Source organism: Ramlibacter albus (assembly GCF_014297445.1).
Classification (GTDB): domain Bacteria; phylum Pseudomonadota; class Gammaproteobacteria; order Burkholderiales; family Burkholderiaceae_C; genus Ramlibacter; species Ramlibacter albus.
In genome coordinates this window covers 271508-297398 of sequence record NZ_JACORU010000006.1, presented here as the reverse complement: position 1 = coordinate 297398, position 25891 = coordinate 271508, and the positions used below count along the sequence as shown (strand labels likewise).

The following is a 25891-nucleotide window of genomic DNA, read 5'->3' as shown; positions in this document are numbered from 1 at the left end:
GCATGCCCACGGAAGACCCCCGTATCGACGCCTACATCGCGAAGTCGGCGGACTTCGCGCAGCCGATCCTCACGCACCTGCGCGGCGTGGTGCACGCTGCCTGCCCGGATGTGGTGGAGACGGTCAAGTGGGGCATGCCCAGCTTCACGTACGGCGGGAAGATCCTCGCGCACATGGCGGCCTTCAAGGCGCATTGCGCGTTCGGGTTCTGGCAGGGCGCGGCCGTCACGGGCGAGCGCGAAGGTGCGAGCGCGATGGGCCAGTTCGGCCGCATCGAGAAGGTCAAGGACCTGCCGTCGAAGGCCGAGCTCACGAAGATGGTGAAGAAGGCGGCGGCGCTGATCGACTCGGGCGAGAAGGTGGAGCGCAAACCCAAGGCCGCGCCGAAGCCGCCGCCCGAGGCGCCGGCCGACCTGCTCGCGGCGCTCAGGAAGAACGCCGCCGCGCGCAAGACCTACGAGGGTTTCCCGCCAGGCGCGCAACGCGAATACGTCGGGTGGATCGCCGACGCCAAGCGCGAGGAAACGCGTGCCAAGCGCATCGAGCAGGCCGTCGAGTGGCTGGCCGAAGGCAAGAAGCGGAACTGGAAGTACGAGAGCTGCTAGGCGCCGAAGCAGGCCCAGACCATCTCGCTCACCGTCACCATCATCTGCGGTTGCGTGTAGAGCACGAACACGCCCAGCAACGCGAGCAGCGCTGCCGTGTACGCGGCGATGCGGGCCTTGAGGGTCATCACACCGGCTGCGGCACGGGGGTGCCGCGGGAGATCGGCGCCTCGCGCACCGGAAGGTTCACGATCGCCGCGAAGATACCCAGCGCGATCGCGATGTACCACACGATGTCGTAGCTGCCCGTGCGGTCGTACAGGTAGCCGCCCAGCCACACGCCGAGGAACGAGCCGATCTGGTGGCTGAAGAACACGAAGCCGCCCAGCATGGACATGTGCGCCACGCCGAAGATCTGCGCGATGGTGGCGTTGGTCGGCGGCACGGTCGACAGCCACAGCAGCCCCATGACGCTGGCGAAGAGGTACACCGACAGCGGCGACAGCGGCGCCCACAGGAAGACGGCGATCGCGGCCGCGCGCGCCAGGTAGATGAACGCGAGGATCTTGCGCTTGGCCAGCTTCTCGCCGAGCGTGCCCGCGATGTAGGTGCCGAACACGTTGAACAGGCCTATAAGCGCCAGCGCGTAGCTCGCCACCTGCGGCGACAGGCCCTTGTCCTTGAGGTAGCTGGGCATGTGCACGCCGATGAACACGACCTGGAAGCCGCACACGAAGTAGCCGGCCATCAGCAGCTGGAAGCTCGGATAGGTGAACGCCTCGCGCAGCGCCTGCCCGATGGTCTGCTCGCGGTGCGGCGCGGCGCCGCCCGCGAAACCGGGCTCGCGCAGGCCGAAGGCCAGCGGCGCGATCAGCAGCACGAACACGGCGAGCGCAAGCAGCGCCTCCTTCCAGCCGAAGCCGGAGATGAGGAAGCCTTCGACCGGCACCATCAGGAACTGGCCGAACGAGCCCGCGGCCGCAGCCACGCCCATCGCCCACGAACGCTTCGCGGGGTCCACCTGCCGGCCGATCACGCCGTAGACCACGGCGTAGGTCGTGCCCGCCTGGGCCGCGCCGAGCAGCACGCCCGCTGTCAACGTGAACACGAAGGTGTTGGTCGACAGCGCCATGCCCGCCAGCCCGAGCGCGTAGAACACCGCGCCGCCGATGAGCACCCGGAACGCGCCGAAGCGGTCTGCAACCATCCCCGCGAAGATGCCGAAGGTGCCCCACGCGAGGTTCTGGATCGCGATGGCGAAGGCGAAGTTCTCGCGCGTCCAGCCCTGGGCCTGCGTGAGCGGCTGCAGCCACAGGCCGAAGCCGTGGCGGATGCCCATGGAGAGCGTGACGATCATGGCGCCGCAGGCAAGGACCTGGGCCATCGAGAGCTTGCGAGTGGACTGCATGCGGGGGAATGTATCGGCAAGGCCATTTCCCTGCCGCACCATGGGACGCAAAACGGTCTTGATAATTTCGGGAAGGATTGATGCGTACCACGCATGTACTGGATGAATGTCCAGTGGCTACAATCCGACCTCCCATGGCAGCGAAACTTCCGTCCGACTATTCCGAAGGCTCCATCCGGGTGCTCAAGGGCCTCGAGCCCGTCAAGCAGCGCCCCGGCATGTACACGCGCACCGACAACCCCCTGCACATCATCCAGGAGGTGCTCGACAACGCGGCCGACGAGGCGCTCGCGGGCCACGGCAAGCGCATGCGCGTGACGCTGCACACGGACGGGTCGGTGAGCGTGGAGGACGACGGCCGCGGCATCCCGTTCGGCCTGCACCCGGAAGAGAAGGCGCCCGTCATCGAGCTCGTCTATACGCGGCTGCACGCCGGCGGCAAGTTCGACAAGGGCAAGGGCGGCGCGTACAGCTTCTCGGGCGGCCTGCACGGCGTCGGCGTGTCCGTCACCAACGCGCTGTCGAAGCGCCTGGAAGTGACGACGTACCGCGAGGGCCAGGTCGCGACGATCACCTTCGCCGGCGGCGACGTCGAGGAGAAGCTGAAGGTCCGCAAGGCCGGCGAGGGTGACCGCAAGCAAGGCACCACGGTGCGTGCCTGGCCCGACCCCAAATATTTCGAGACGACCAACCTGCCGCTGCAGGAGTTGGCCCACCTGCTGCGCAGCAAGGCGGTGCTGATGCCGGGCGTGACGGTCATGCTCACCGTCGAGAAAACCAAGGACACGCAGACCTGGCAGTACAAGGGCGGCCTGCGCGACTACCTGATGCAGACGCTCACGGCCGACCCCGTGATCCCGCTGTTCGAAGGCGAGGGCTTTGCCGAGAACAACGACACCTTCGCCGAAGGCGAGGGCGCGGCGTGGTGCGTTGCGTTCACCGAAGACGGCCAGCCGGTGCGCGAGAGCTACGTCAACCTCATCCCCACCACGGCCGGCGGCACGCACGACAGCGGCCTGCGCGACGGCTTGTTCAACGCGGTCAAGAGCTTCATCGAGCTGCACAACCTGCTGCCCAAGGGCGTGAAGCTGCTGCCCGAGGACGTGTTCGCGCGCGCCTCGTACGTGCTCAGCGCCAAGGTGCTGGACCCGCAGTTCCAGGGGCAGATCAAGGAGCGGCTCAATTCGCGCGACGCGGTGCGCCTCGTCTCGTCGTTCGTGCGCCCCGCGCTGGAGCTGTGGCTCAACCAGCACGTCGAATACGGCAAGAAGCTCGCCGAGCTCGCGATCAAGGCCGCGCAGACGCGCCAGCGCGCCGGCCAGAAGGTCGAGAAGCGCAAGGGCTCCGGCGTGGCCGTGCTGCCCGGCAAGCTGACCGACTGCGAGAGCAAGGACATCACGCACAACGAGGTGTTCCTGGTCGAGGGCGATTCCGCGGGTGGCTCCGCCAAGATGGGCCGCGACAAGGAATGCCAGGCCGTGCTGCCCCTGCGCGGCAAGGTGCTCAACACCTGGGAGGTCGAGCGCGACCGGTTGTTCGCCAACACCGAGATACACGACATCGCCGTGGCCATCGGCGTGGACCCGCACGGCCCCAACGACACGCCCGACCTCTCGGGCATCCGCTACGGCAAGATCTGCATCCTGTCCGATGCGGACGTCGACGGCTCGCACATCCAGGTGCTGCTGCTCACGCTGTTCTTCCGGCACTTCCCCAAGCTGATCGAAGCGGGCCACGTGTACGTCGCGCGGCCGCCGCTGTTCCGCGTGGACGTGCCGGCCCGCGGCAAGAAGCCGGCCGGCAAGATGTACGCGCTGGACGAGGGCGAGCTCACCCACATCCTCGACAAGCTGCGCAAGGAAGGCGTGGCCGAGGGCAAGTGGACGATCAGCCGCTTCAAGGGCCTGGGCGAGATGAGCGCGGAACAATTGTGGGAAACGACGCTCAATCCGGACACCCGCCGCCTGTTGCCGGTACAACTGGGCAAGTTCGACTTCGAGGGGACGCAGGGGCTGATCACCAAGCTCATGGGCAAGGGCGAAGCCGCCGCGCGCCGCGAGCTGATGGAACTGCACGGCGACGCCGTCGAGATCGACATTTAAGAAATGACCGCCATCAACGCCGCCGCCACCCAACCCGCGCGCACGCCCGCGCGGGTGCGGCTGCGCCCGACGATGACGAGCGACATCGAGTTCGTGCTGTCGCTGGAGCAGGACCCGCTGAACCTGCCCTTCATCACGCCGTGGGAGAAGACGCAGCACGAGGCGGCGGTGCGCTTCCCGGACTTCCGCCACTTCATCATCGAAGGCGGCGACAACTACGACGCGGTCGGCTTCCTCATCCTGATCGGCTGCAAGAGCCGCAACCGCTCGCTGGAGCTCAAGCGCATGGTGGTGCGCAGCAAGGGCGAGGGCTTCGGCCGCGCCGCGCTGCGCGAGGTGAAGAAGATCGCCTTCGACGACCTGCATGCGCACCGGCTGTGGCTGGACGTGAAGACGGTCAACCAGCGTGCCAAGGCCCTGTACGACAGCGAAGGCTTCGTGGTCGAGGGCGTGCTGCGCGAGGCGGTGCTCACCGACGAGGGTTTCGCCTCGCTGGTCGTGATGTCCATGCTGGCGCCCGAGTTCGCTCGCCGGCGCGAGCAGGCGCTGGAGGTGGCATGAAGCGCGCGCTCCTTGCGGCTGCATTCGCTTTGGCGCTGCTGCCCGCCGCGCGCGCCGAGGTGTGGGGCTACGTCGACGCGAAGGGCGTGGCCCACTTCGCCGCCGAGAAAGTCGACGAGCGCTACCAGCTGTTTTTCCGCGGCGGCGAGAGCTTCGACACGTCGCAGGGCATCGGCACGCCGCGCCCCGTGGCCGTGCCGACGGCGCAGTCCAAGCTCATCGCTTTCTTCGAAGTGTCGCCCGGCTACAAGGTCGTGAAGCATCACCTGCGTGAAGCATCGAAGACGCACGGCATCGACTACGAGCTGCTGCAGGCCGTGATCGCCACCGAGTCCGGCTTCGACGCGCAGGCCGTCTCGCCCAAGGGCGCGGTGGGCCTGATGCAGCTGATGCCGGCGACCGCCGCGCGCTACGGCGTGACGGGCGACGCGAAGAACCTGTTCGACGCGAAGACCAACATCCGCACCGGCACGCGCTACCTCGCGGACCTGATGCGCATGTTCCCCGGGCAGATGGAGCTTGCGATCGCGGCCTACAACGCCGGCGAGAGCGCCGTCGTGCGCGCCGGCAACAAGGTGCCGAACTACAAGGAGACGCAGAACTACGTCAAGACCGTTCTGCAGCTCTACGCCATGCTCAAGCCGCCCGCCATGGCGGCCCGGGGCGGCCGCTTCCCGCAGCGCGTGCACATGGAGCTGCCGGCGCACCCGGTCGGCGGCGCCGTGGGCCGCGGCAACCTCCCCGCGGCGGTGCAGCCGCCGCCTTCCGTTCCCGTCGCCGCAGTTCCGGGCGAAACGCCGGCCCAGAACTGAAAGCGTGGCGCCCGGACTGTCCGATCCGCTGGAACTCGTCGCGCTGGGCGCCTTCGTGGGCGCGCAGATCCTGGTGGTCTTCTTCAGCGCGGTGCGTGCCAACAACTACCGCGAGCGCCCGCTGCTGCTGCACGCGGCCGCCACGATGATGGCGGTGCTGACGGTGCTGTCGCTCTCCGGCTCTCACCCGTTCTACCCCGAGGCTTGCATGCTGCTCGTGCTCGTGATCGCGGGCTTGCAGCTGCGCGACCTCGTGAGCCATGCCGGCGCGATGCGCACGCCGCGCCGGTTGCTCGTGGGCGCCAGCGTGCTGCTGACGCTGCTGGCCGTCGCCGCGGTGTTCACACCGTGGGCGCTGCTGCCCGGCGTGGGCGTGTGGACCGCGGTGGTGCTGGTGCTGATGCTGCGCGCCTGGCCGCAGAGCCGGCCCTGGATGTGGTGGCTGCTCCCCGCCGTAGCGCTGCTGGTCGTGGCCGCGGGGTCGCTCGCGGCGCGCTCGGTGGCCGAGCCGGACGACATCGTGCTGTGGATCGGCGGCCTCTTCACCGCGTGGTCGGCGTGCACGTACCTCGCGACCGGCTGGCGCAGCCGCATCTTCGGCGAGACGCGCGTGCGCATCGACGCGCGCAACACGGTGGATCCCCTGACCGGGCTTGCGACGCCGCTGGTGCTGCAGGAGCGCATCCACGCCGCGCGCACGATGATGCAGCGCTACGGCCACCCGAGCGTGCTGATGATGGTGCACATCGAGAACCTGCCGCGCATCGCGCACGAGTTCGGGCCGGAGACGGCGGAGCAGGCGGTGCTGACGGCCGCCAATCGCATCCGCGACTCGCTGCGGCAGGGCGACGTCGCGGCGCGCCTCGCGCACTCGCGCTTCGCCGTGCTGGTGGAGGGCATGGCGGCGGCCGAGGCGGCCGGCAACGTGGCCAGCCGCATGCTCGTCGCGGGCTTGAAGGAGCCGCTGCCGGCGGCGCGCGCGGAGTTCCTGCAGTTCCGCATCGTGCTCACGGGCGTGCCGGTTTCGGACGTCACCGCCAAGCAGCTCATCTCGCGGCTGGCCGCGCGCCTGGAGCGCGAGCTGGCCGAACCCTCGCAACGCAGGATCGTGACAGTGGGCAACGACGAACTGTTCCCGCCGGAAAAATGACATGGACGCTATGGACAACAGGGAATTGATCGAATCGGGCGACGGCGGCGACGAGGGCCTGGACCTCGCGACGTACGCCCAGCGCGCGTACCTCGAATACGCGCTGTCGGTGGTGAAGGGCCGCGCGCTGCCCGACGTGGCCGACGGCCAGAAGCCGGTGCAGCGGCGCATCCTGTACTCGATGTACCGCATGGGCCTGGGCTTCGGCGGCGGCAACGCCGGTGCCAAGCCGGTGAAGAGCGCGCGCGTGGTCGGCGACGTGCTGGGCCGCTTCCACCCGCACGGCGACCAGGCCGCGTACGACGCGCTGGTGCGCATGGCGCAGGACTTCTCGCAGCGCTACCCGCTGATCGACGGGCAGGGCAACTTCGGCAGCCGCGACGGCGACGGCGCGGCGGCGATGCGCTACACCGAGGCGCGCCTGGCGAAGATCTCCAACCTGCTGCTCGACGAGATCGACGAGGGCACGGTGGAGTTCGTGCTCAATTACGACGGCAGCACGCAGGAGCCGGTGGTGCTGCCGGCGCGGCTGCCCTTCACGCTGCTCAATGGCGCGAGCGGTATCGCCGTTGGCTTGGCGACGGAGATCCCCAGCCACAACCTGCGCGAAGTCGCCGAGGCCTGCGTGGCGCTGGTGAAGAACCCCAAGCTCTCCGACGAGGACCTCTTCGCGTTGCTGCCCGGCCCGGACTATCCCGGCGGCGGGCAGGTGATCAGCAGTGCGGCCGACATCGCCGAGGCGTACGCCACCGGCCGCGGTTCGCTCAAGGTGCGCGCGCGCTGGAAGGTCGAGGAGCTCGCGCGCGGGCAGTGGCAGATGGTGGTGACCGAGCTGCCGCCCGGCGTGAGCACGCAGAGGGTGCTGGAGGAGATCGAGGAGCTCACCAACCCGAAGGTCAAGGCCGGCAAGAAGGCGCTGTCGCAGGACCAGGTCCAGATGAAGCAGACGGTGCTCGCGGTGCTCGATGCGGTGCGCGACGAGTCGAGCAAGGACGCACCGGTGCGCCTGGTGTTCGAGCCCAAGACCAGCCGCATCGACCAGGCCGAACTCGCCACCACGCTGCTTGCGCACACGAGCCTGGAGACCAGCGCGCCGATCAACCTCACGATGGTGGGGCTGGACGGCAAGCCCGTGCAGAAGTCGCTGCGGCAGATGCTGGTGGAGTGGATCGAGTTCCGCCAGCGCACAATCGAGCGGCGTTCGCGGCACCGGCTGGGCAAGGTGCTGGACCGCATCCACATCCTCGAAGGCCGACAGCTGGTGCTGCTGAACATCGACGAGGTGATCCGCATCATCCGGGGCAGCGACGAGCCCAAGCCGGCGCTGATCGACCGCTTCAAGCTCACCGACCGGCAGGCGGAAGACATCCTCGAAATCCGCTTGCGCCAGCTCGCGCGGCTGGAAGCGATCAAGATCGAGCAGGAGCTGAAGGAACTGCGCGAGGACCAGAAGAAGCTGGAGGAGATCCTCGGCTCGCCCGCCGCGCTGCGCCGGCTGATGGTCAAGGAGATCGAGGGCGACACGAAGCAGTTCGGCGACGTGCGCCGAACTCTGATCCAGGCCGAGAAGAAGGCCGTGGCCGAAGTGAAGGTGGTCGACGAGCCGGTGACGGTGGTGGTGTCGCAGAAGGGCTGGGTGCGCGCGCGGCAGGGCCATGGCCACGATGCTTCGTCGTTCGCGTTCAAGGCCGGCGATGGCTTGTACGGCACGTTCGAGTGCCGCACCGTCGACACTTTGCTGGCCTTCGGCAGCAACGGGCGCGTGTATTCGGTGCCGGTGTCGGTGCTGCCGGGCGCGCGCGGTGACGGGCAGCCCGTCACCACGTTCATCGACCTCGAAAGCGGCACGCAGCTCGTGCACTACTTCGCCGGCGCGGGCACCGCATGGCTGCTGCTCGCGGGCTCCGGCGGCTACGGCTTCCTCGCCACCGTGGAGAACATGGTGTCGCGGCAAAAGGGCGGCAAGTCGTTCATCACGGTGGGCGAGGGTGAGACGGTGTGCCGGCCTTCCCCGGCCAACGTGCCGCCGCAGCCCGCGGCCACGCACGTGGCCTGCGCATCGTCCGGCAAGCGCATCCTCACCTTCGCCATCGGCGAGCTCAAGCCCATGCCCAATGGCGGCCGCGGCCTGATGCTGATGGAGCTGGAGAAGAAGGAGGAGCTGGTGGGCGCGGCGGCGTACACGCGCAGCGTGAAGATCACCGGCCTCGGCCGCGGCGACAAGGAGCGCGAGGAGGTGCTGGAGATCCGCTCGCTGAACAACGCGCAGGGCCATCGCGGCCGCAAGGGCAGGCAGGCGGACCTGGGCTTCAAGCCGCTGGCGATCCAGCGCGTGGAGTGAGCGTGGAGCGCCGCCGCCTGCGTGCGGGCCAGCCGATCACGCCGCAGGAATTCGAGGAGCTGTCGGACGAGGAGCTGGAGCGGCTCGTGCCGAAGCGGTACCGCGAGTTCTTTCCCGGCAAGGATGCGTGTGGGGACGGGTTCTTTTATCTTCACGACGGCACGGCATACAGCTTCTATCGTGGCGGCTTGCTGGACGAGTAAACAGGGACCCCACGCTCCCCGCTTCGCGAGGTTCGCTGCCCCCCGAGGGGGCTGTCGCGCCTTGGGGCGGCCCGGCGGCGCTCCGGTTGACATGCATGGCCGCGCGGAGCATCCTGCGCGCCATGCCCATGAACGCCACGCTCGTGCGTTTCCGTTTCGGGGACGACTTCGACGAGAAGCGCGTGCGCGCGCTGGCGGAAAGTTCGCGGGCGACGTTCGAGGACATGCCGGGGCTGCGCTCCAAGGCCTACGCCATCGACGCGGTGAACCGCGAGGCGGTGAACTTCTTCCTCTGGAGCAACGAGGAGGCGGCGCGCTCGTTCTTCTCGCCGCAGGTGCTGGGCCGCTTCGGCGAGTTGTACGGCGTGGCGCCGACGCTCGAATTTGCCGAAGTGATCCAGCTGGTCGAGAACCGGCGCTGAAGCCTCAGACTTCCGCGATCAGCTCGATCTCCACGCACGCCCCCATCGGGATCTGCGCAACGCCGAAGGCGCTGCGCGCATGCGCGCCCTTGTCGCCGAAGACCTGGCCGATCAGCTCGCTCGCGCCGTTCGTGACGAGGTGCTGCTCGGTGAAGTCGGGCGAGCTGTTCACGAGGCTCATCACCTTGACGATGCGCTTGACGTTGTTCAGGTCACCCACCGCGGCATGCAGCGTGCCCATCAGGTCGACGGCGATCGCGCGTGCCGCGGCCTTGCCTTCTTCGGTCTGCATCGTCCTGCCGAGCTGGCCCACCCAGGCCTTGCCGTCCTTCTTGGCGATATGGCCCGAGATGAAGACGAGGTTGCCGGTGCGCACGAAGGGCACGTAGGCGGCGGCGGGGGTGGCAACGGGCGGCAGGGTGATGCCGAGTTCCTTCAGCTTGTCGTAGACGCTCATGGGGGCTCCTTGGAAGCCCTCGATTCTAGAGAGGGACCGGCGAGACCGTGACCGCCACCGACAGCGCATGGCTCGCCCCGCCATGGATCACGCCGCGCAAAGGCGACACGTCGCCATAGTCGCGGCCGACCGCGAGGCGCACGTAGTCTTCACCCGGCGCGCGGTTGTTGGTGGGGTCGAGTTCGGCCCACTCGCCGGGGCCTGTCTCCGCCGGCAGATACACGGCGACCCACGCATGCGACGCATCGCTGCCGACGAGGCGCGCCTGCCCCGGCGGCGGCTCGGTCAGCAGGTAGCCGCTGACATAGCGTGCCGCAAGGCCCATGCTGCGCAGGCAGCCGGTCATGACGTGCGCGAAGTCCTGGCACACGCCCTTGCGCAACGCGAGCGAGTCGAGGGCCGGCGTCGTGGCATCGGTCGCTGCCGTGACGTATTCGAAATCCTCATGGATGCGCTGCATCAGCGCCGTCGCGGCTTCCAGCAGCGGGCGCCCCGGCGCGAAACTCGCGCGCGCATAGTCGGCGAACTGGGTGTCGCGCGGGACGTAAGGCGAGGCAAAGACGAATTCGGTGGCCGGGTCGTAGTGCGCGGCGCCGTGGTAGCGCATGCGTTCGCGCGCGGCTTCCCACGGCATGCTCGCCGGCAGAGCCGCGGCCGCCGACGTCTCCACCATGCTCTCGGCGACCACCTTGAGCCGGTCATGCGCAACCTGGAGGCTGAAGAACGTGCGCGTGTTGCCGTAGATGTCCACGCGCTCGTCCTGCTTGGCAGGCTCCGGCTCCACGCGCAAGGTGTGGCACAGCAGCTTCTGGCGAGTATCGTCCGCCGGCTTGAGGTGCCCCATGTGCTGCGCCGTCTTCACGGCCGGCGTGTAGTCGTAGGTGGTCTCGTGCAGGACGTGCAAGCGCATGGTCACGCCCCCACCGTCCGGCGCGTGTCCGAGTGCGTGAAGTAGCGCGAGCCGAGGTCGTCCGAGAGCTCGTACGCGCCACTGACGCATTGCTGCAGCAGCTGGAGCAGGGCGACGTGCTCGCCGTCCTCGTCGCGGGCGCACAGCGCGTCGAAGGACCACGCCGCCGGGTCGGGGATGCTGTTCGCGATCTCCGGGATCTCGTTGGCCGCGCTGCCCGTGAGCTTGGCGATGCGCCCGCGCAGCGTCTGCGCCACCCAGCCCAGCGAACGCGGGTTGTCGCGGTCGAGCACGAGCAGGTCGATCAGCGCGGGGATGTCGTGCCGTTGCTGGTAGTGCGCGTGGAAGGTGATCGTGCTGTCGAAGAGCGCGACCACGGCCTCGAAACCGGCCTCCTCGTGGATCGCGCCAGTGCTGAAGCTGTACGACAGCGCCTGCGCGAGGAAGGCCAGGCGCTCCAGGTGGCGGCCGGTGGACAGCAGCCGCCAGCCGTCGTCACGCGTCATGCGGTCGGTCTGCGCGCCCGTCATCGCCGCCGTGCGGCCCGACAAGGCTTCCAGCACGCGCAGCGCCTCCACCGAGGAGAAATCGCCTTCGTCCGCCGCGCGCTCGCAGCCCTGCATGAACTCCTGCTCCGCGGCGACGATGATGTTCCATTGCTCCTTGGACAAGCGCTCGCGCACCGCCGAAGCCGCGCCGACCAGGGCCCCCAGGTTGAAGCCGACGCTGGTCGAGGTCTCGACGTCGGCGAGGCTGGCGATCAGCGACCGCTCGAACACGCGCGTGGACTGCGTCGCGGGTGGCACCGCCGGCAGCACCAGTGCATTGAGCGCGGAGAGTTCGGAAACCCACGCCAGCAGTGGCTCGCAATCCTGGTCCTCGCCATTGAGTGCTTCCAGTGCAAGGCGTGCGAGCCGCGCGGTATTCTCCGTGCGTTCGGTGTAGCGGCCCAGCCAGAAGAGGTTCTCCGCGGCGCGGCTCGTCACCGCTCGCGCACGATGCCCCGTCTGCGCCGATGGATGTTCGTGGTGCAGCAGGCTCGTCGTGTCGACTTCGCCTTCGGTGATCACCCAGGTGTCCGCGCTGCTGCCGCCGCGCTGCATCGACGCGATCTCGCGCTCGCCGCTCGCGATGCGCGTCAGCCCGCCCGGCAGCACGCGCCACGAGCCCGGTCCGTCGGACACCGCGATCACCCGCAGCATCAGCGAGTGCGGCACGATCCGGTGGCTGCGGCCGTACTGCCCGCCCCAGGTCGGCATCTGCGAAAGCGGCATGTACGCCTGCACCGTGTACTCGTCGGGGTCGCGCACGATGCGGCCGGCCCATTCGTCGAGCCCGCGCCGCCCGAGCGATCGGCCCAGCACCGCGCCCGCGCCCGGCGCGCCGTAGGTCGACTTGATCACGCTGCTGCCGATCTGCGGCAGCACCGCCTCCATCGCCGCGCGCTCGCCGCACCACCACGTGGGCAGCGAGGGCAGCAGCAGCTCGTGCCCGGTCAGCTCGCGGCTGATCGCGGGCAGGAAGCCGAGGACGGCGGTCGATTCGAGGAAGCCCGAGCCCGGCGCATTGGCCACGAGCACGTTGCCTGCGCGGATGGCCTGCAGCAGGCCGGGCACGCCGAGCGTGGAATCCGCGCGCAGCTCCAGCGGGTCGAGGAACTCGTCGTCAAGCCGCTTGAGCACGCCGTGCACGCGCTGCAGGCCCTTGAGCGTCTTGAGGTACAGCTTTTCGTCTCGCACGGTGAGGTCGTTGCCTTCGACCAGCGTGAGGCCGAGGTAACGCGCGAGGTAGGCGTGCTCGAAGTAGGTCTCGTTGTACGGGCCCGGCGTGAGCAGCACGATGCGCGGCTCGCCGCCGACGCCGGGGCATTGCCACTTGAGGCTTTCGAGCAGCGCGCGGTAGGTGCTGGCGAGGCGCTGCACCTTCAGGTCCCGGAAGGCATCGGGGAACAGGCGCGAGATGATCAGGCGGTTCTCGAGCAGGTAGCCCAGGCCCGATGGCGCCTGCGTGCGCTGCGACACCACCCACCAGTTGCCGTCCGGCCCGCGCGCGAGGTCGAAGGCGCCGATGTGCAGGTAGGTGCCGCCGGCCGGCTTCACGCCATGCATCGCGCGCAGGTAGCCGGGGTGGCCTTGCACCAGCGCGGGCGGCAGCAGGTTGCCGGCGAGCAGTTCCTGCGCGCCGTACACGTCGGCCATCACGTCTTCGAGCAGGCGCATGCGCTGCAGCACGCCCGCTTCGATGCGCTGCCAGCTCGCGGGCGGCACGATCAGCGGGAAGAGGTCCAGCGACCAGGGCCGCTGCGGGCCGCCCGAGTCCGCGTAGACGTTGTACGTGACGCCGTTGTCGCGAACCTGCCGCTGCAGCTGCTCGGTGCGGCGGTTCAGGTCGCGAAAGCCCTCGGTGCCCAGCTGCTCGAAGAAGCGGGACCAATACGGCGCGAGCTCCGCGTCTTCGGTGGCGGAGTCGTCGAAGACTGCGCCGCGCAACTCGTCGAAATGGCCCGGCACCGCGGGCTGCGACAGTGCCGCCGCGAGGTCCGCGGGGCTTTCATCGGGCGGGGCGCCGAACAGCGAGTCGTTGAAGGAGGAGTCCACTCGCGGGCATTGTCCCATCCGCTTGCGCGGCGGGGCAACCTGTGTTGTGGCAGGCGTGCGTCACTCCGCCGCCCACGGATCGAGGACCTCGACGTCCAGATCCTTGAAGTCACGCACGTTGCGGGTCACGAGTACCAGCCCGTGGTGGAGTGCGGTCGCCGCAAGGAGGCTGTCGATGGCCGGCAGCGGCCTGCCAGCCGCGGCGAGCAGCCTGCCCCACCGGTCCGCGACGGCGGCATCCACGTCGAAGACCCGGCCCGTGAAGAACGCGCGCAGGTCGGCCTCGAGCCAGTCGAGCAGCTTCAGGCGCCTCGTTTCGTCGGTGACAGCGTCGATGCCCTTGCGCAATTCGCCGAGCGTCAGCACGCTCAGGAACAGGGTCGATGCGGGGCGGTCAGCGAACCAGGCCTGCACGGCCTTGTGTGGCGCCTTGCGCCGCAGCTCGGACAACACATTGGTGTCGACGAGATAACTCAAAGCCGCGGCACCCGCCGCGTCTTGCTGCGATCACGCCCGAAGTCGGGCTCGTCGTCACCCGCGAGCGGCGACTGCTGCATGAAGTCGAGCAACGATTGTTTCGATTGAGACAAGGTTTCGAAAGTGGATTGGGATACGACGACCGCCACTGGTTTGCCGTGCAGCGTGATCCCCTGCGGAGCGTGCTGCGCGCTCTTCACCAGCTCGGACATATGAGCCTTGGCATCCTGCAACTGCCAACTGCGCATGGCGGAACTCCTCGAATCTGACCAGACTGGTCATATTCTACGGCGACACCGCACGGGAAGCCAGCTACTGCCGGGGGATTTCGTACAGCCGGAACGGCGGCTCGTTGGGCCGGCTGCGCGCGAGCAGCGGCTTGGCGACGTTGTAGACGGGCACGCCGCTGATGGTCTTGCCCTCCATCGTCCCGCGGTGCGCATGCCCGTGGAAGATGGCATCGACCGGGTAGCGCAGCAGCGGCTCCTCGAGCCGGCTGGAGCCGAGGAAGGGGAAGATGTCCACGGGCTCGCCTTCGACCGTACCCGCGATCGGCGAGTAGTGCAGCAGCGCGATCTTGCGCCGCGTGCGCAGCTTGGCCAGTGCCGACTCCAGCTTCATCGCCTCGTTCAGCGCCTCCTGCACGAACATCTTGATCGCCGGCTCGCCCCACGCACCGAGCGAGCCGCGGCCGAAGCCGCCCGCGAAGCCCTTGGCACCGGCGATGCCCACGCCTTCGATCTCGACGGCCTCACCGTCCAGGACCTTCACGCCGGCATGCGTGAGCGCGTCGACGACCACTTCGGGCGTGCCCGACTCGTAGTCGTGGTTGCCCAGCACGGCGACGACGGGCACCTTCACGAGGGCAAGCTCGTCCACGAGCACCTTCGCCTCCTCGGCGGTGCCGTAGTCGGTGAGGTCGCCGCACAGCAGCAGCGCGTCCACGTCCGAGGCGGCCTGTGCGAAGAAAGCGCGCAGCGTGCCCGCCGCGTCCTTGTTGACGTGCAGGTCGCCGACGGCGGCGAAGCGGATCTTGTCGGCCGATTTGCCCATGAGGCGTGATGCTGCCGCTACTGCCGCGGAAAACCTGTAGTCCGGCGCTGACGCTGCATGAGGTGGATCGTCCTGTCCAACTCGGGCGTTCGGCCGCCTGATAGGCACCGGCGCCTGCCCGAACCTCTCCCCCATGTGCTCGACACGATTGGCGCCCTCGCTCGAAGAGGAAGTGGACCCGGATACCGCCGCGTTCTACCGGCGCGCGCTGCAGGTGCTGGTGGACGCGAAGATCCCGTTCCTGGTGGGCGGCGCGTTCGCGCATGCCTGCTACACGGGCATCCGCCGCTCCACCAAGGACCTGGACCTCTTCATCCGCCGCGAGGACTACGACCGCATAGCGGCCCTCGCGCAGGCCGAGGGGTGGCGCGTGGACATGACGTACCCGCACTGGCTGGCGAAGGTCTACCACGGCGAGGACTTCATCGACCTCATCTTCAATTCGGGCAACGGCCTGACCCCCGTCGACGAACGCTGGTTCCACGGCAACCTGCACGCGGACGTGCTGGGCGTGCCGGTGCTCGTGGCCAACCTCGAGGACAGCCTGTTGTCCAAGGCGTTCATCATGGAGCGCGAGCGCTATGACGGCGCGGACATCGCGCACCTGATCCAGGCGAACGCGGAGACGATCGACTGGCCGGGCCTGGTGGACCGCTTCAACGGCAACTGGCGAGTGCTGCTGGCGCACCTTACGCTCTTCGGCTTCATCTACCCCGGCGAGCGCCACCGCATCCCGAGCTGGGTGATCCACAAGCTCCTGGCGCGCCTGGCGGCCGAGACGCGGCAACCGTTGCCCGGCGACCCGCACGTGTGCGCCGGCACGCTGCTGTCGCGCGAGCAGTACCTGCACGACGTGGAGCAGCTGGGCTACGTGGACGGCCGGCTCACGGACCTGAGCACGATGACCGAGGAGGATGTGGAGCACTGGACGGCGTCGATCCCGGCGCGCGCCGTCGACGCGCCCGCGAGCGATGGCGCGCAGGCGAACCCGCCCGCGCACTGAAGCGCCCGGCTGTCATGCCGGGCCCGACCCGGCATCCATCGTGGCGCGCCGCCATGGATCCCGGATCGAGTCCGGGATGACGGTTCCCCGCGGCACGAAGCCCAGCACCAGCTCGTTGAACACCGCCGCCTGTTCGCGGCTAACGCCATGCCCCGCGCCGGGGACGCGCACGGCCCTGGCATGGGGCATCGCCTGCACCACGTTGTTGAAGATCTCGCGGTGCACCGGCGGCGTGTTCTCGCCGGAGATGAGCAGCACCGGCATCGGCAAGGCGGCCAGTTGCGTCGGCGCAAGCAGGGGGAACTCGTCCGTGGACAGCGCCAGCATGCGCATCGCGCGCAGGTTCTGCAGGCGGCGCTGCATCTGCTCGGGCGAGTTCGCGCTGCCGTTCGCGCCGTTGATGCCGCCGGTCATGATGCGGCCCGCGAGTTCGTCGTTGCCGGCCCGGAACGCGGCATTCGCAGGCTCGATCGTGTCGCGCCGAAACGCCGCGCGCGCGGCGCGGCCCGCTTCGCTCAACTGCGCATAGCGCATCATCGGCGGCTCCACGGCCACCAGCGAAACCACGCGCTGCGGGTGCGAAACGGCGAAGGCCAGCGCCGTGAAACCGCCATAGGAGCTGCCCACCAGGATGGCGCGCTCGATGCCGAGCGCATCCAGCATCTGCCGCAGGTCTTCGGCCTCATGCAGCGCCGAATGGTCCGGCGACGCCATCTCGTTGCGGTTCGGGAAGCTGTAGCGCCGGCTGTAGGCGATGCAGTCGAAGTGCGCGGTGAACGCCTCCCACTGCGCCTCCCACGAGCGCCAGTCGCCCATCGCGCCGTGGATGAACACCAGCGGCGTGCCGCTGCCGGCGCGCTCGTAGTGCAGCTCGACGCCGCTTGGCAATTGCACGCGCTGCATCACTCGTACTTGATGCCGGCGTCGCGGATCACCTTGCCCAGGCGCGCGCTCTCGGCGCGCAGGAACGTGGCGAGCGGCTCGCCCGACACCAGGCGGTCGGGCGCGACCATCGCGAGGTCCTCGAGCCGCTGGCGCACCGTGGGCGTGTTGCGCACCTTGTTCCACGCCGCGGAAAGCTGCTCGATCACCGCCTTGGGCGTGCCCGCCGGTGCGAAGGTGACGATCCAGCCCAGGTACTCGAAGTCGCGCAGGCCCGACTCGTGCACCGTCGGCGTGTCGGGCATCGACGCCACGCGCTCGCGCGTGGTCACGGCCAGCAGGCGCAGCTTGCCGGCCTTGACGTTGGCTGCCGGCACGTTCGGCGCGGTCACCATCAGCTGGATCTGGCCGGCCAGCAGGTCGTTCACGGCCTGGCCGTCGCCCTTGTAGGGCACGTGCAGCATCTTGATGCCGGCCACGGTGGAGAGCAGCTCGGTGGCGAGGTGGCCCGACGAGCCGTTGCCGCCGGAGCCGTAGGTGATCCTGCCCGGGTTGGCTTTCGCGTACGCGATGAGTTCGGCCATCGTCTTCACCGGCAGCGACGGGTGCGACACGATCACGAAGGCGCCCGCGCCGAGCATGTTGATCGGGATGAAGTCGCGCTCGGGGTCGTAGCCGAGTTTCGGGAAGAGGTGCGGCGCCACCGACACGCTGGCCGGGCCGGAGACGAGCAGCGTGTGGCCGTCCGGCGCGGCCTTCGCCGCGCCTTCGGCCGCGAGCGTGCCGCTGGCACCGGGCTTGTTGTCGACGAGGAAGCTCTGGCCGAGCAGCGGGCCGAGGTTGTCCGCGTAGGTGCGCGCCAGGAAGTCCGACGGGCCACCCGGGGGCGAACCCACCACCAGCTTCACGGGCCGCGAGGGGTAGGCCGCGGCGTGCGCGAACACCGGCGTGCCGGCGAGTGCCGCGAGGACCTGGCGGCGGTTGAACGTCGTGGGCATGGCTTGTCTCCTGCTGGCCGGATTCTGCTGGCCGCGCCCTTAAGCGAGAAATAGAATCGGAGGCCCTGCGATAAACATTGCTTATACGTGCACCCACCCGCATCCGTCCTCACCAACCGCCTGCTCGCTCGCGCGCGCTTCCGGCACATCCAGGTGCTGGTGCAGCTGGCCACGCTGGGCAGCGTGCGCCGCACGGCCGAATCGGTGGGCATGACGCAGCCGGGCGTGACGCAACTGCTCGCGGACCTGGAGCGCCTGCTGGACACGCCCCTGTTCCACCGCCACGCGCGCGGCGTGCGGCCCACCCCGGCGTGCAGCGACGTGCTTCCGTTCGCGCGGCAGATGCTGGTGGGCCTCGGCGCGAGCGCGGAGGCGGTGGCCGCGCGGCGCGGGCTCGGTGAGGGCGTGGTTCGGCTGGTCGCTTCCACTGCGACGGTCAACGGCCTGCTGGTGCGCGCCATTCCCGAGTTCAACGGGAAGTGGCCGCTGGTGCAGGTGCAGCTGAAGGAGGCGGAGATCGACGACGCGATGCTCGCCGTGGCGCGGGGCGAGGTCGACCTCGTCGGTTGCCGCGAGCCGGCCGTGGTGCCCGAGGGGTGGGCTTTCAAGCCGCTGCTGGAGGACACTTTCGCGATAGCGTGCAGCGCGCAGCATCCGCTCGCGCGGCGCCGCCAGCTCAGCTGGATGGACCTGCTGGAAGAAACCTGGCTACCGGCCCCGGCCGGCGCCGCTGCGCGGGTCGAATTCGATGCGCGCACCGCGCCGTTGCCGGGCGAGCTGCGCATCTGCCAGGTCATAACGCGGGTGCCGGCCGCGACCTGGGCGATGCTCAAGCGGCAGCGCTTGTTGACGCTGGTACCGTACAGCGTGGTGCGGCACCTGGTGGAAAGCGGCGAGCTCGCCGTGCTGCGCATGAAGGAGCCGATGCCCTTCAAGCCGCTGGGCCTGCTGCTGCCGCAACGCGACGCCAGCGCGGCGGCGTTGCGGCTGGCGCAGTTCCTGGAACAGTACGAGGCGAAGGCCGTGAAGCGAAAGGCGAGAGATGCAAGACCACGGTGACGATGCGATGCGCGAGCTGCAGCAGCTGGCGGGTCTGCTCACGGTGCCGCAGCCCACGGCCACGCTGGTGTGGACGGCGGCCGTCGACGTGGCGCCGCGCGAGGCGCTCGGGCCTGGCCCGCTGGGCGAGCGCTTCATCGTTCCGATCACCGGCGGCCGCTTCTGGGGAGCGGCGGGGTTCGAGGCGATGGCCGGGCTTGTGCGCGCGGGTGGCGCCGACCGCCAGTTGCTGCGCGCCGACGGCGTGAAGGAGCTGCGCGCCGAGTACGAGATGGAAACCGCCGACGGCGCCGTACTGACCGTGCTGAACGAAGTGGTGGTCGATGACAGCGTGAAGCCCGAGCGCTATGCCCTCTCTCGCATCACCGTCCGGGCGCCGCAAGGCCGGCACGAGTGGCTGAACCGCCGCCTGTTCGTTGGCACCTTGCAGTCGCTGCGGCCGCAGCGCGAGGCCGTGCTCATTCGCGGCTACCTCGTGGAGGCGTGATGCACACCACGGCGCTCGTCCTGTTTTCCGGCGGCCAGGACTCCACGACCTGCCTTGCCGACGCGCTCGCGAAATACCAGCGCGTCGAAACCATCGGGTTCGACTACGGGCAGCGCCACGCCGTGGAGCTGCAAGCACGCAAGACGGTGCTCGAAGAGCTGCGCAGGCAGTTCCCCGCCTGGGCCGCGCGCCTGGGCGACGACCACGTGCTCGACCTCGGCGTGCTCGGCCAGGTGAGCGAAACCTCGCTCACGCGCGACATGGCATTCGACATGGAGCGCTCCGGCCTGCCCAACACCTTCGTTCCCGGCCGCAACCTGCTGTTCCTCACGTTGGCGGCGGCACTGGCGTACCGGCGGGGCCTGCAAGTGCTGGTGACGGGCGTATGCGAGACCGATTACTCCGGCTACCCGGATTGTCGCGACGACACCATGAAGGCGATGCAGGTCGCGCTCTCGCTCGGCATGGACCGGCGCATCCTCATCGAGACGCCACTCATGTGGATCGACAAGGCACAGACGTGGGCGATGGCCGAATCGCTCGGCGGCGAAGCGCTTGTGCAGCTCATCGTCGAGCACACGCACACCTGCTACCTCGGCGACCGCGCGCACCGGCACGACTGGGGTTACGGCTGCGGGACGTGCCCGGCGTGCGCGCTGCGCGCGCGAGGATGGGAGCAGTATCGGGTCAGCCCCGCGGCGGGCGGCGCAAGTCCAGCGTGAACGGGAACTCCCTGCTGCCGGGCACGTCGATCGTCGCCGGCGGCACCTGCAGCCGCCCCGGCGAATGCCCCATGCGGAAGAAGCGCGCCAGGCGCCGGCTCTCGGCCTCGTAGGCGTTCACGGGGAAGGTCACGTAGTTGCGCCCGCCCGGATGAGCCACGTGGTACTGGCACCCGGCCACCGAGTGGCTCATCCACGTGTCGACGAGGTCGATGGTCAGCGGCGCGTGCGCATCGATGCTCGGGTGCAGCGCGGACGGCGGGGCCCACGCCTTGTAGCGCACGCCCGCGACGTACTCGCCGACGGTGCCCGTGGGCTGCAGCGGCAGCGCCTTGCCGTTCACGGTGATGGCGTAGCGGCTCTCGTTGAGGCCGGTCACCCTGACTTCCAGCCGCTCCAGCGACGAGTCGACGTAGCGCACGGTGCCGCCGGCCGCGCCTTCCTCGCCCATCACGTGCCAGGGCTCCAGCGCGTTGCGCAGCTGCAGCTCCATGCCGAAGGCTTCGACGTGCCCGACGCGCGGGAAGCGGAACTCGAAGTGCGGCGCGAACCACGCGGGGTCGAACGCGAAGCCGGCCTGCCGCATCTCGGCGATGACGTCGTGCATGTCCATGAGCACGAAGGTGGGCAGCATCCAGCGGTCGTGCAGCTCCGTGCCCCAGCGCGTGACGGGCGCGCGGTAGGGCTCGCGCCAGAAGCGCGCGATGAGCGCGCGGATCAGCAGCTGCTGCACGATGCTCATGCGCGCGTGCGGCGGCATCTCGAACGCGCGCAGCTCCAGCAGGCCGAGGCGCCCGGTCGTCGAGTCGGGCGAGTAGAGCTTGTCGATGCAGAACTCGCTGCGGTGCGTGTTGCCGGTGACATCGACCAGGATGTTGCGCAGCGTGCGGTCCACGAGCCACGGCGGCATCGCCGCGCCGTAGACCGACTTGGTGCGCTCGATCTCGCTGACGGCGATCTCCAGCTCGTACAGCTGGTCGTTGCGCGCCTCGTCGACGCGCGGCGCCTGCGAGGTCGGGCCGATGAAGAGGCCCGAGAACAGGTACGAGAGGGAAGGGTGGTTGTGCCAGTAGAGCAGCAGGCTGGCGAGCAAATCGGGCCGGCGCAGGAAGGGCGAGTCCGCGGGCGTGGCGCCGCCCAGCACAAAGTGGTTGCCGCCGCCGGTGCCGGTGTGGCGGCCATCCGTCATGAACTTCTCGGCGGTGAGGCGGCACTCGAAGGCGGCCTGGTACAGGAACTCGGTGTGGTCGACCAATTCGTTCCAGTCGTGGGCGGGGTGGATGTTCACCTCGATGACGCCGGGGTCGGGCGTGACCTGCAGCAGCTTCAGGCGCGGGTCGCGCGGCGGCGGGTAGCCCTCGAGGATGACCTGTACCTTCAGTTCTTCGGCCGTCGATTCGACGGCGGCGACGAGATCGAGGTAGTCCTCGACGCGCGCCAGCGGCGGCATGAACACGTAGAGCAGGCCGCTCTTGCCCCCGTGCTCGCGCTCGGCCTTGGGGCCGTTGGCGCGCTGCGGGTCGCGCACTTCGACGCACAGGGCGGTGCGGATCATGTCCCTGGCGGATTCGAAGCGATCCGGCGCCTTCAGCGCGTCCGCGGCGCCGGTGGCAGGCGCGTACGCGGCTGCGGCCATGTCCGAGCGGGTACCCGTGCTCCATGCGGGGTCCGGCGTCTGCATGACGCGCGGCGCCTCTTGCGTTGCGCCATAACGCGCACGCAGCGTGTGCACCTCCTGCAGCGGCCCGCGCGGCTCGAACGGGTCGCGCTCGTGCAGGTACGGGTACTCGCCCTTGCGCACCCACGGGAACGAGTCGAGCGGCAGGCGGTAGCCCATGGGCGAATCGCCGGGGATCAGGTACATGCGGTCGTCGCGCAGGAACCAGGGGCCCGTCACCCACTTCGGGCCCGCGAGCGCCGGCCCTTCGTCCGCCGCGAGCGGGATCGCGTAGCCCACGACGCTGCCCAGCTTCTGCTCGAAGACGCGCCGCAGGCGCACGCGCTCCAGCTCGTCGTCCAGGCGCGAGTCGAACGGGTCCACGTTCACCGGCAGCTTGCGCTCGCGCCACAGGTAATAGAAGACGTCCTCGTAGCCGGCCTGCACGTGCTTGTCCGTCACGCCGAGCTTCGCCGCGAGCCGATGGATGAAACGCCGCGCGTCCTCGCCCGTGTAGCGCGCCGGCACGCGCTCGTCGGCGAACAGCTTCGGGTTCCGCCAGCACGGCTGCCCGTCGGCGCGCCAGTAGATCGACAGGGCCCAGCGCGGCAACTGCTCGCCGGGGTACCACTTGCCCTGGCCGAAATGCAGGAAGCCGCCTTCGCCGTATTCCGCGCGCAGCTTGTGCACCAGCTCGGTCGCGTAGCCGCGCTTGGTCGGGCCGAGCGCGTCCGTGTTCCATTCGGCGCCGTCGCGGTCGAGCGTGGAAACGAAGGTGGGCTCGCCGCCCATCGTCAGGCGCACGTCGGAGGCCTGCAGCTGCTTGTCCACGGAGGCGCCCAGCGCGAGCACGTCGGCCCACTGCTCCTCCGTGTACGGCTTGGTGACGCGCGGCGATTCGTAGATGCGCGTGACCGCCATGTGGTGCGCGAACTCGACCTCGGCTTCGTCCACCAGCCCTTCGATGGGCGCGGCGCCTGACGGCTGCGGCGTGCAGGCGAGCGGGATATGGCCCTCGCCCGCGAACAGGCCCGAGGTCGGGTCCAGCCCGATCCAGCCCGCGCCGGGCAGGTAGACCTCGCACCACGCGTGCAGGTCGGTGAAGTCCACTTCGGTGCCGCTGGGCCCGTCGAGCGCCTTCACGTCCGGTTTCAGCTGGATCAGGTAGCCGGAGACGAAGCGCGCGGCGAGCCCGAGGCGGCGCAGCAGTTGGACCATCAGCCAGCCCGAGTCGCGGCACGAGCCGCTGGCGTTCTCCAGCGTCTGCTCCGGAGTCTGCACGCCGGGCTCCATGCGGATCAGGTATTTGACGTCGCGCTGCAGCTGCTGGTTGAGCGCCACGAGGAAGTCGATGGTGGGCGTGGGCGTGCGGTCGATCTTCTCCAGGTAGGCCTTCACCAGCGGCGTGAGCGGCTCGCACGCCAGGTAGGGCACCAGCTCCTCGGCTTCTTCGGCGTCGTACTTGAAGGGGAACTTGTCCGCGCTCGGCTCGAGGAAGAAGTCGAACGGGTTGTAGACCGCCATCTCGACCACGAGGTCGACCGTCACCTTGAACTCGGTGGTCTTCTCCGGGAACACGAGCCGCGCCTGGTAGTTGGCGAACGGGTCCTGCTGCCAGTTGATGAAGTGCTTGGCCGGCTCCACCCGCAGCGAATAGGAGACGACCTTGCTGCGCGCATGCGGCGCCGGGCGCAGGCGCACGACCTGCGGTCCCAACTGCACCGGCCTGTCGTACTTGTAGTGGGTGACGTGGTTCAGGGCGGCATGGATCGACATGGCTCGATACTAGCAACTAGAATGCCTGTGCCGGGTTCGTTTAGCGGTCACCCGGTTACCCAAGGACAGCCCGTCCCAAGCACTGCACCCTTCCGTCCGCGGAAATGGAGTGCCCATGGACCCGGCTTCCGCCTCAGCGACCCTCGCACCCCGCACGCGCATGCTGCTGCAGGCGCCCGTCACGCCCACGCTGCTGCGCCTGGCGGTCCCCAACATCCTCAACCTGCTGGCTTTCGTCGGGCTGATCACGTTCGACGGCCTGTTCGTCGGCCGGCTCGGACTCGACGCGCTGGCCGGCATCTCGCTCGTGTTCCCGTGGGTGATGCTGATGCAGCACGGCGCCGCCAGCGGGATGGGGCAGGCGGTGTCGTCGGCCGTCGCCCGCTCATTGGGCGCCGGCGACCGGGACAAGGCCGACGCGCTGGCCGCGCATGCACTGTGGCTGGCGCTGGGGCTCGGCGCGCTCTCCGCGGCCGTGATGCTGCCGCTGGGCGGGTGGATCTACGGCGCCATGGGCGGGCGCGGGCCGGTGCTGGAGGCGGCGCTGGCGTACTCGAACGTGATCTTCGCGGGCGCGGTGTCGATCTGGGCGATGAACCTGCTCGGCAACGTGATGCGCGGCACGGGGGACATGAAGACGCCGGCGGCCGTCATCCTCGCTTGCGTGGTGGGGCACGTGGCGCTATCGCCGGTGCTGATCTTCGGCTGGGGGCCGGTGCCGGCGCTCGGGGTGGCCGGGCCGGGCTGGGGGCTGGTCACGAGCTTCGGTGCGGGGGCGGTCTACCTGCTGTGGCGGCTGCAGGCGCCGGGCGGCGTCGTGCGCATCCGGCGCGAGTCGATGGCCTTCCGGTGGGCGTACATCGCCGAATTCCTGCGGGCCGGCGTGCCGGGCATGCTCAACGTCGTGGTGAACAACCTCACCGTCGTGGTGCTCACGGCGCTCGCAGGGCGTGCAGGCAGGGATGCCGCCATCGCCTACGGCATGGGCGCACGGCTGGAGTACATCGTCATCCCGCTCGCTTTCGGCATCGGCACCGGCATCGTGGCGCTGGTGGGCACCAACCTGGGGGCGAAGCAGCACGAGCGTTCGCGTGCCGCGGCGTGGAAGGGCGCGGCGATGGCGGCCGCGTTCAGCGGCGCGGTCGGGCTGGCCTTCGCGCTCTTCCCGCACGCGTGGATGCACCTCTTCACGCGCGACGAGGAAACGGTGCGCATCGGCGTGGCCTACCTGCGCATCGTCGGGCCGTGCTACGCGCTCTACGGGTTCGGCATCGGGCTGTACTTCGCCTGCCAGGGGTACGGCCGGGTGCTGCCGGCCGTGGGCGGGAATTTCGCGCGGCTGGTCTTTGCGGCGGCGGCCGGATGGGTCGCGCTTTCGGTGCTGGAGGCGGGCGTGCAAGGGCTGTTTGTCGCGATTGCCGCGGCGTTCGCCGTCTACGCGGCCGCCAATGCCTTCGCCGTGCGGCGGGTCATGGTTCAAAAAAGCTAAAGCAAATTAGTATTGATTCAGGATCCCTGAAGTCATAGACTGGGCGGGCCATGAGCCCGACGACCGACGCGCGCACGCTGACCGTGCGCATCTCCCGCGGCACCGAGTCGCCGCAGTTCAGCACCTATGCCGTCCCCTGGCGCGACAACCAGACGGTGCTGGACGTGGTGACGGAGGTGCAGCGAACGCTGGAGCCGACGCTCTCCTACCGCTTCGCCTGCCGCGTCGGCGTGTGCGGCTCCTGCGCCATGACGGTCAACGGCAAGCCGCGCTGGACCTGCCGTACCCATGTCAGCCGCGTGGAGGAGGGCGGCACGCTCACCATCGAGCCGCTGCGCAACATGCCGCGCATCAAGGACCTCGTGGTGGACATGAAGGAGTTCTTCGACAAGTGGCGCAAGGCGGGCAACACGTTTGCGGGCACGGCGACGCGGGCCGATCCGCCGGCGCTCATTTCGCCTCAGACGAAGCAGCGCAAGATGGCCGATGCGGCGATCGAGTGCATCAATTGCGGGGTGTGCTACGCGGCTTGCGATGTGGTGAGCTGGGACAGAAACTACCTCGGTCCTGCCGCGCTCAACCGGGCGTGGACCTTGTACAACGACGAGCGGCATGCAGACCGCAAGGGTGTGCTGAAGCAAGCCACCGCAGGCGGAGGCTGCAATTCGTGCCACACGCACGGCAACTGCACATCGCATTGCCCGGTGGACCTGAGCCCCACGGGAAGCATCGCGGGGCTGAAGCGAAACGCGCTGCTGCAGTTCCTCAAGCGGGATTGAG

Annotated in this window: 25 protein-coding genes; 14 read left to right on the top strand and 11 right to left on the bottom strand. The window is 69.2% G+C overall.

The genetic code is table 11. The features are described 5' to 3' along the window. Positions 1-2 precede the first annotated feature (2 nt). The gene (locus tag H8R02_RS17935) at positions 3-605 is read left to right on the top strand and encodes a YdeI/OmpD-associated family protein (protein WP_187082830.1); all 603 of its coding nucleotides are present in this window, start codon (positions 3-5) and stop codon (positions 603-605) included. On the opposite strand, the gene H8R02_RS30485 is transcribed toward H8R02_RS17935, so the two are convergent. Both H8R02_RS30485 and H8R02_RS17930 read right to left on the bottom strand, forming a co-directional pair. Continuing rightward, on the bottom strand, positions 602-733 hold the full coding sequence (locus H8R02_RS30485) for a hypothetical protein (RefSeq protein ID WP_255429393.1): 132 nt from the start codon (positions 731-733) through the stop codon (positions 602-604). The two genes, H8R02_RS17935 and H8R02_RS30485, sit on opposite strands and share 4 nt — an antisense overlap. Then, positions 733-1953 carry an MFS transporter gene (locus tag H8R02_RS17930; RefSeq protein WP_187082829.1) on the bottom strand — a complete coding sequence of 407 codons (1221 nt, stop codon included), beginning with the start codon at positions 1951-1953 and terminating at the stop codon, positions 733-735. Before H8R02_RS17930 ends, H8R02_RS30485 begins: the two co-directional genes overlap by 1 nt. A 134-nt stretch (positions 1954-2087) precedes the next feature. Here H8R02_RS17930 and H8R02_RS17925 point away from each other — a divergent pair, with 134 nt between their 5' ends. The 7 genes from H8R02_RS17925 to H8R02_RS17895 all read left to right on the top strand — a co-directional run bounded on the left by H8R02_RS17925 (position 2088) and on the right by H8R02_RS17895 (position 9544). Further along, on the top strand, positions 2088-4055 hold the full coding sequence (locus H8R02_RS17925) for a DNA topoisomerase IV subunit B (protein WP_187082828.1): 1968 nt from the start codon (positions 2088-2090) through the stop codon (positions 4053-4055). A gap of 3 nt (positions 4056-4058) precedes the next feature. Further along, complete coding sequence (locus H8R02_RS17920; RefSeq protein WP_187082827.1) at positions 4059-4616, top strand: GNAT family N-acetyltransferase; 558 nt, start codon at positions 4059-4061, stop codon at positions 4614-4616. Continuing rightward, positions 4613-5428, top strand: coding sequence for a lytic transglycosylase domain-containing protein (locus H8R02_RS17915; protein ID WP_187082826.1), 816 nt, complete (start codon positions 4613-4615; stop codon positions 5426-5428). The genes H8R02_RS17920 and H8R02_RS17915 overlap by 4 nt, the downstream gene beginning before the upstream one ends. 4 nt (positions 5429-5432) lie before the next feature. Next, positions 5433-6578: a GGDEF domain-containing protein gene (locus tag H8R02_RS30830; RefSeq protein ID WP_187082825.1), complete on the top strand. Its 1146-nt coding sequence runs from the start codon at positions 5433-5435 to the stop codon at positions 6576-6578. 1 nt (position 6579) lies between these two features. Continuing rightward, complete coding sequence (gene parC, locus H8R02_RS17905; protein WP_187082824.1) at positions 6580-8919, top strand: DNA topoisomerase IV subunit A; 2340 nt, start codon at positions 6580-6582, stop codon at positions 8917-8919. Between the two features lie 2 nt (positions 8920-8921). Beyond that, on the top strand, positions 8922-9122 hold the full coding sequence (locus tag H8R02_RS17900; protein WP_187082823.1) for a hypothetical protein: 201 nt from the start codon (positions 8922-8924) through the stop codon (positions 9120-9122). A 122-nt stretch (positions 9123-9244) separates the two neighbouring features. After that, positions 9245-9544, top strand: coding sequence for a hypothetical protein (locus H8R02_RS17895; RefSeq protein ID WP_255429392.1), 300 nt, complete (start codon positions 9245-9247; stop codon positions 9542-9544). 4 nt (positions 9545-9548) lie between these two features. Here the strand turns inward: H8R02_RS17895 and H8R02_RS17890 are convergent, their stop codons facing one another. The 6 genes from H8R02_RS17890 to H8R02_RS17865 form a co-directional block, all read right to left on the bottom strand. Continuing rightward, positions 9549-10001 carry a RidA family protein gene (locus H8R02_RS17890; RefSeq protein ID WP_187082822.1) on the bottom strand — a complete coding sequence of 151 codons (453 nt, stop codon included), beginning with the start codon at positions 9999-10001 and terminating at the stop codon, positions 9549-9551. A gap of 25 nt (positions 10002-10026) precedes the next feature. Next, positions 10027-10911: a transglutaminase family protein gene (locus tag H8R02_RS17885; RefSeq protein WP_187082821.1), complete on the bottom strand. Its 885-nt coding sequence runs from the start codon at positions 10909-10911 to the stop codon at positions 10027-10029. 2 nt (positions 10912-10913) lie between these two features. Then, positions 10914-13526 (bottom strand): circularly permuted type 2 ATP-grasp protein, encoded by a 2613-nt coding sequence (locus tag H8R02_RS17880; protein ID WP_187082820.1) that lies wholly within the window; start codon positions 13524-13526, stop codon positions 10914-10916. Positions 13527-13568: 42 nt separating this feature from the next. After that, the gene (locus H8R02_RS17875; RefSeq protein WP_187082819.1) at positions 13569-13985 is read right to left on the bottom strand and encodes a type II toxin-antitoxin system VapC family toxin; all 417 of its coding nucleotides are present in this window, start codon (positions 13983-13985) and stop codon (positions 13569-13571) included. Further along, on the bottom strand, positions 13982-14233 hold the full coding sequence (locus H8R02_RS17870) for a type II toxin-antitoxin system Phd/YefM family antitoxin (RefSeq protein ID WP_187082818.1): 252 nt from the start codon (positions 14231-14233) through the stop codon (positions 13982-13984). Before H8R02_RS17870 ends, H8R02_RS17875 begins: the two co-directional genes overlap by 4 nt. Positions 14234-14297: 64 nt before the next feature. Then, positions 14298-15038: a metallophosphoesterase family protein gene (locus tag H8R02_RS17865; RefSeq protein WP_187082817.1), complete on the bottom strand. Its 741-nt coding sequence runs from the start codon at positions 15036-15038 to the stop codon at positions 14298-14300. Positions 15039-15171: 133 nt separating this feature from the next. Between H8R02_RS17865 and H8R02_RS17860 the strand changes: the two genes are divergently transcribed. Then, positions 15172-16041: a nucleotidyltransferase gene (locus H8R02_RS17860; protein ID WP_187082816.1), complete on the top strand. Its 870-nt coding sequence runs from the start codon at positions 15172-15174 to the stop codon at positions 16039-16041. A 12-nt stretch (positions 16042-16053) separates the two neighbouring features. Here H8R02_RS17860 and H8R02_RS17855 read toward each other — a convergent pair whose 3' ends face one another. Both H8R02_RS17855 and H8R02_RS17850 read right to left on the bottom strand, forming a co-directional pair. Continuing rightward, positions 16054-16944, bottom strand: coding sequence for an alpha/beta fold hydrolase (locus H8R02_RS17855; RefSeq protein ID WP_187082815.1), 891 nt, complete (start codon positions 16942-16944; stop codon positions 16054-16056). Then, positions 16944-17921 carry a Bug family tripartite tricarboxylate transporter substrate binding protein gene (locus H8R02_RS17850; protein ID WP_187082814.1) on the bottom strand — a complete coding sequence of 326 codons (978 nt, stop codon included), beginning with the start codon at positions 17919-17921 and terminating at the stop codon, positions 16944-16946. The genes H8R02_RS17855 and H8R02_RS17850 overlap by 1 nt, the downstream gene beginning before the upstream one ends. 87 nt (positions 17922-18008) lie before the next feature. On the opposite strand from H8R02_RS17850, the gene H8R02_RS17845 reads away from it, so the two are divergent. From H8R02_RS17845 to queC, 3 genes are read left to right on the top strand one after another with little or no spacing between them, the layout of a single operon-like run. After that, positions 18009-18980, top strand: a complete 972-nt coding sequence (locus H8R02_RS17845; protein WP_187082813.1) for a LysR family transcriptional regulator — start codon at positions 18009-18011, stop codon at positions 18978-18980. Further along, on the top strand, positions 18964-19467 hold the full coding sequence (locus tag H8R02_RS17840) for a DUF3237 domain-containing protein (RefSeq protein ID WP_187082812.1): 504 nt from the start codon (positions 18964-18966) through the stop codon (positions 19465-19467). Before H8R02_RS17845 ends, H8R02_RS17840 begins: the two co-directional genes overlap by 17 nt. Then, on the top strand, positions 19467-20189 hold the full coding sequence (gene queC / locus H8R02_RS17835) for a 7-cyano-7-deazaguanine synthase QueC (protein WP_187082811.1): 723 nt from the start codon (positions 19467-19469) through the stop codon (positions 20187-20189). The genes H8R02_RS17840 and queC overlap by 1 nt, the downstream gene beginning before the upstream one ends. On the opposite strand, the gene H8R02_RS17830 is transcribed toward queC, so the two are convergent. Beyond that, complete coding sequence (locus tag H8R02_RS17830; RefSeq protein WP_187082810.1) at positions 20155-23622, bottom strand: transglutaminase family protein; 3468 nt, start codon at positions 23620-23622, stop codon at positions 20155-20157. The genes queC and H8R02_RS17830 overlap by 35 nt on opposite strands. 115 nt (positions 23623-23737) lie before the next feature. Here H8R02_RS17830 and H8R02_RS17825 point away from each other — a divergent pair, with 115 nt between their 5' ends. Both H8R02_RS17825 and H8R02_RS17820 read left to right on the top strand, forming a co-directional pair. Then, on the top strand, positions 23738-25111 hold the full coding sequence (locus H8R02_RS17825) for an MATE family efflux transporter (protein WP_187082809.1): 1374 nt from the start codon (positions 23738-23740) through the stop codon (positions 25109-25111). Positions 25112-25161: 50 nt separating this feature from the next. Next, complete coding sequence (locus H8R02_RS17820; RefSeq protein WP_187082808.1) at positions 25162-25890, top strand: succinate dehydrogenase/fumarate reductase iron-sulfur subunit; 729 nt, start codon at positions 25162-25164, stop codon at positions 25888-25890. Position 25891: the final 1 nt, after the last annotated feature.

Excerpts from the sequence above, each read along its gene's own strand:
- queC (WP_187082811.1), top strand. The coding sequence starts at position 19,467 with ATGCACACCACGGCGCTCGTCCTGTTTTCCGGCGGCCAGGACTCCACG.
- parC (WP_187082824.1), top strand. The coding sequence starts at position 6,580 with ATGGACGCTATGGACAACAGGGAATTGATCGAATCGGGCGACGGCGGC.
- H8R02_RS17825 (WP_187082809.1), top strand. The coding sequence starts at position 23,738 with ATGGACCCGGCTTCCGCCTCAGCGACCCTCGCACCCCGCACGCGCATG.
- H8R02_RS17865 (WP_187082817.1), bottom strand. The coding sequence starts at position 15,038 with ATGGGCAAATCGGCCGACAAGATCCGCTTCGCCGCCGTCGGCGACCTG.
- H8R02_RS17880 (WP_187082820.1), bottom strand. The coding sequence starts at position 13,526 with ATGGGACAATGCCCGCGAGTGGACTCCTCCTTCAACGACTCGCTGTTC.
- H8R02_RS17890 (WP_187082822.1), bottom strand. The coding sequence starts at position 10,001 with ATGAGCGTCTACGACAAGCTGAAGGAACTCGGCATCACCCTGCCGCCC.
- H8R02_RS17820 (WP_187082808.1), top strand. The coding sequence starts at position 25,162 with ATGAGCCCGACGACCGACGCGCGCACGCTGACCGTGCGCATCTCCCGC.
- H8R02_RS17915 (WP_187082826.1), top strand. The coding sequence starts at position 4,613 with ATGAAGCGCGCGCTCCTTGCGGCTGCATTCGCTTTGGCGCTGCTGCCC.
- H8R02_RS17925 (WP_187082828.1), top strand. The coding sequence starts at position 2,088 with ATGGCAGCGAAACTTCCGTCCGACTATTCCGAAGGCTCCATCCGGGTG.
- H8R02_RS17895 (WP_255429392.1), top strand. The coding sequence starts at position 9,245 with ATGCCCATGAACGCCACGCTCGTGCGTTTCCGTTTCGGGGACGACTTC.
- H8R02_RS17885 (WP_187082821.1), bottom strand. The coding sequence starts at position 10,911 with ATGCGCTTGCACGTCCTGCACGAGACCACCTACGACTACACGCCGGCC.
- H8R02_RS17920 (WP_187082827.1), top strand. The coding sequence starts at position 4,059 with ATGACCGCCATCAACGCCGCCGCCACCCAACCCGCGCGCACGCCCGCG.
- H8R02_RS17840 (WP_187082812.1), top strand. The coding sequence starts at position 18,964 with ATGCAAGACCACGGTGACGATGCGATGCGCGAGCTGCAGCAGCTGGCG.
- H8R02_RS17860 (WP_187082816.1), top strand. The coding sequence starts at position 15,172 with ATGTGCTCGACACGATTGGCGCCCTCGCTCGAAGAGGAAGTGGACCCG.
- H8R02_RS17850 (WP_187082814.1), bottom strand. The coding sequence starts at position 17,921 with ATGCCCACGACGTTCAACCGCCGCCAGGTCCTCGCGGCACTCGCCGGC.
- H8R02_RS17870 (WP_187082818.1), bottom strand. The coding sequence starts at position 14,233 with ATGCGCAGTTGGCAGTTGCAGGATGCCAAGGCTCATATGTCCGAGCTG.
- H8R02_RS17830 (WP_187082810.1), bottom strand. The coding sequence starts at position 23,622 with ATGTCGATCCATGCCGCCCTGAACCACGTCACCCACTACAAGTACGAC.
- H8R02_RS30485 (WP_255429393.1), bottom strand. The coding sequence starts at position 733 with ATGACCCTCAAGGCCCGCATCGCCGCGTACACGGCAGCGCTGCTCGCG.
- H8R02_RS17855 (WP_187082815.1), bottom strand. The coding sequence starts at position 16,944 with ATGCAGCGCGTGCAATTGCCAAGCGGCGTCGAGCTGCACTACGAGCGC.
- H8R02_RS17935 (WP_187082830.1), top strand. The coding sequence starts at position 3 with ATGCCCACGGAAGACCCCCGTATCGACGCCTACATCGCGAAGTCGGCG.
- H8R02_RS17930 (WP_187082829.1), bottom strand. The coding sequence starts at position 1,953 with ATGCAGTCCACTCGCAAGCTCTCGATGGCCCAGGTCCTTGCCTGCGGC.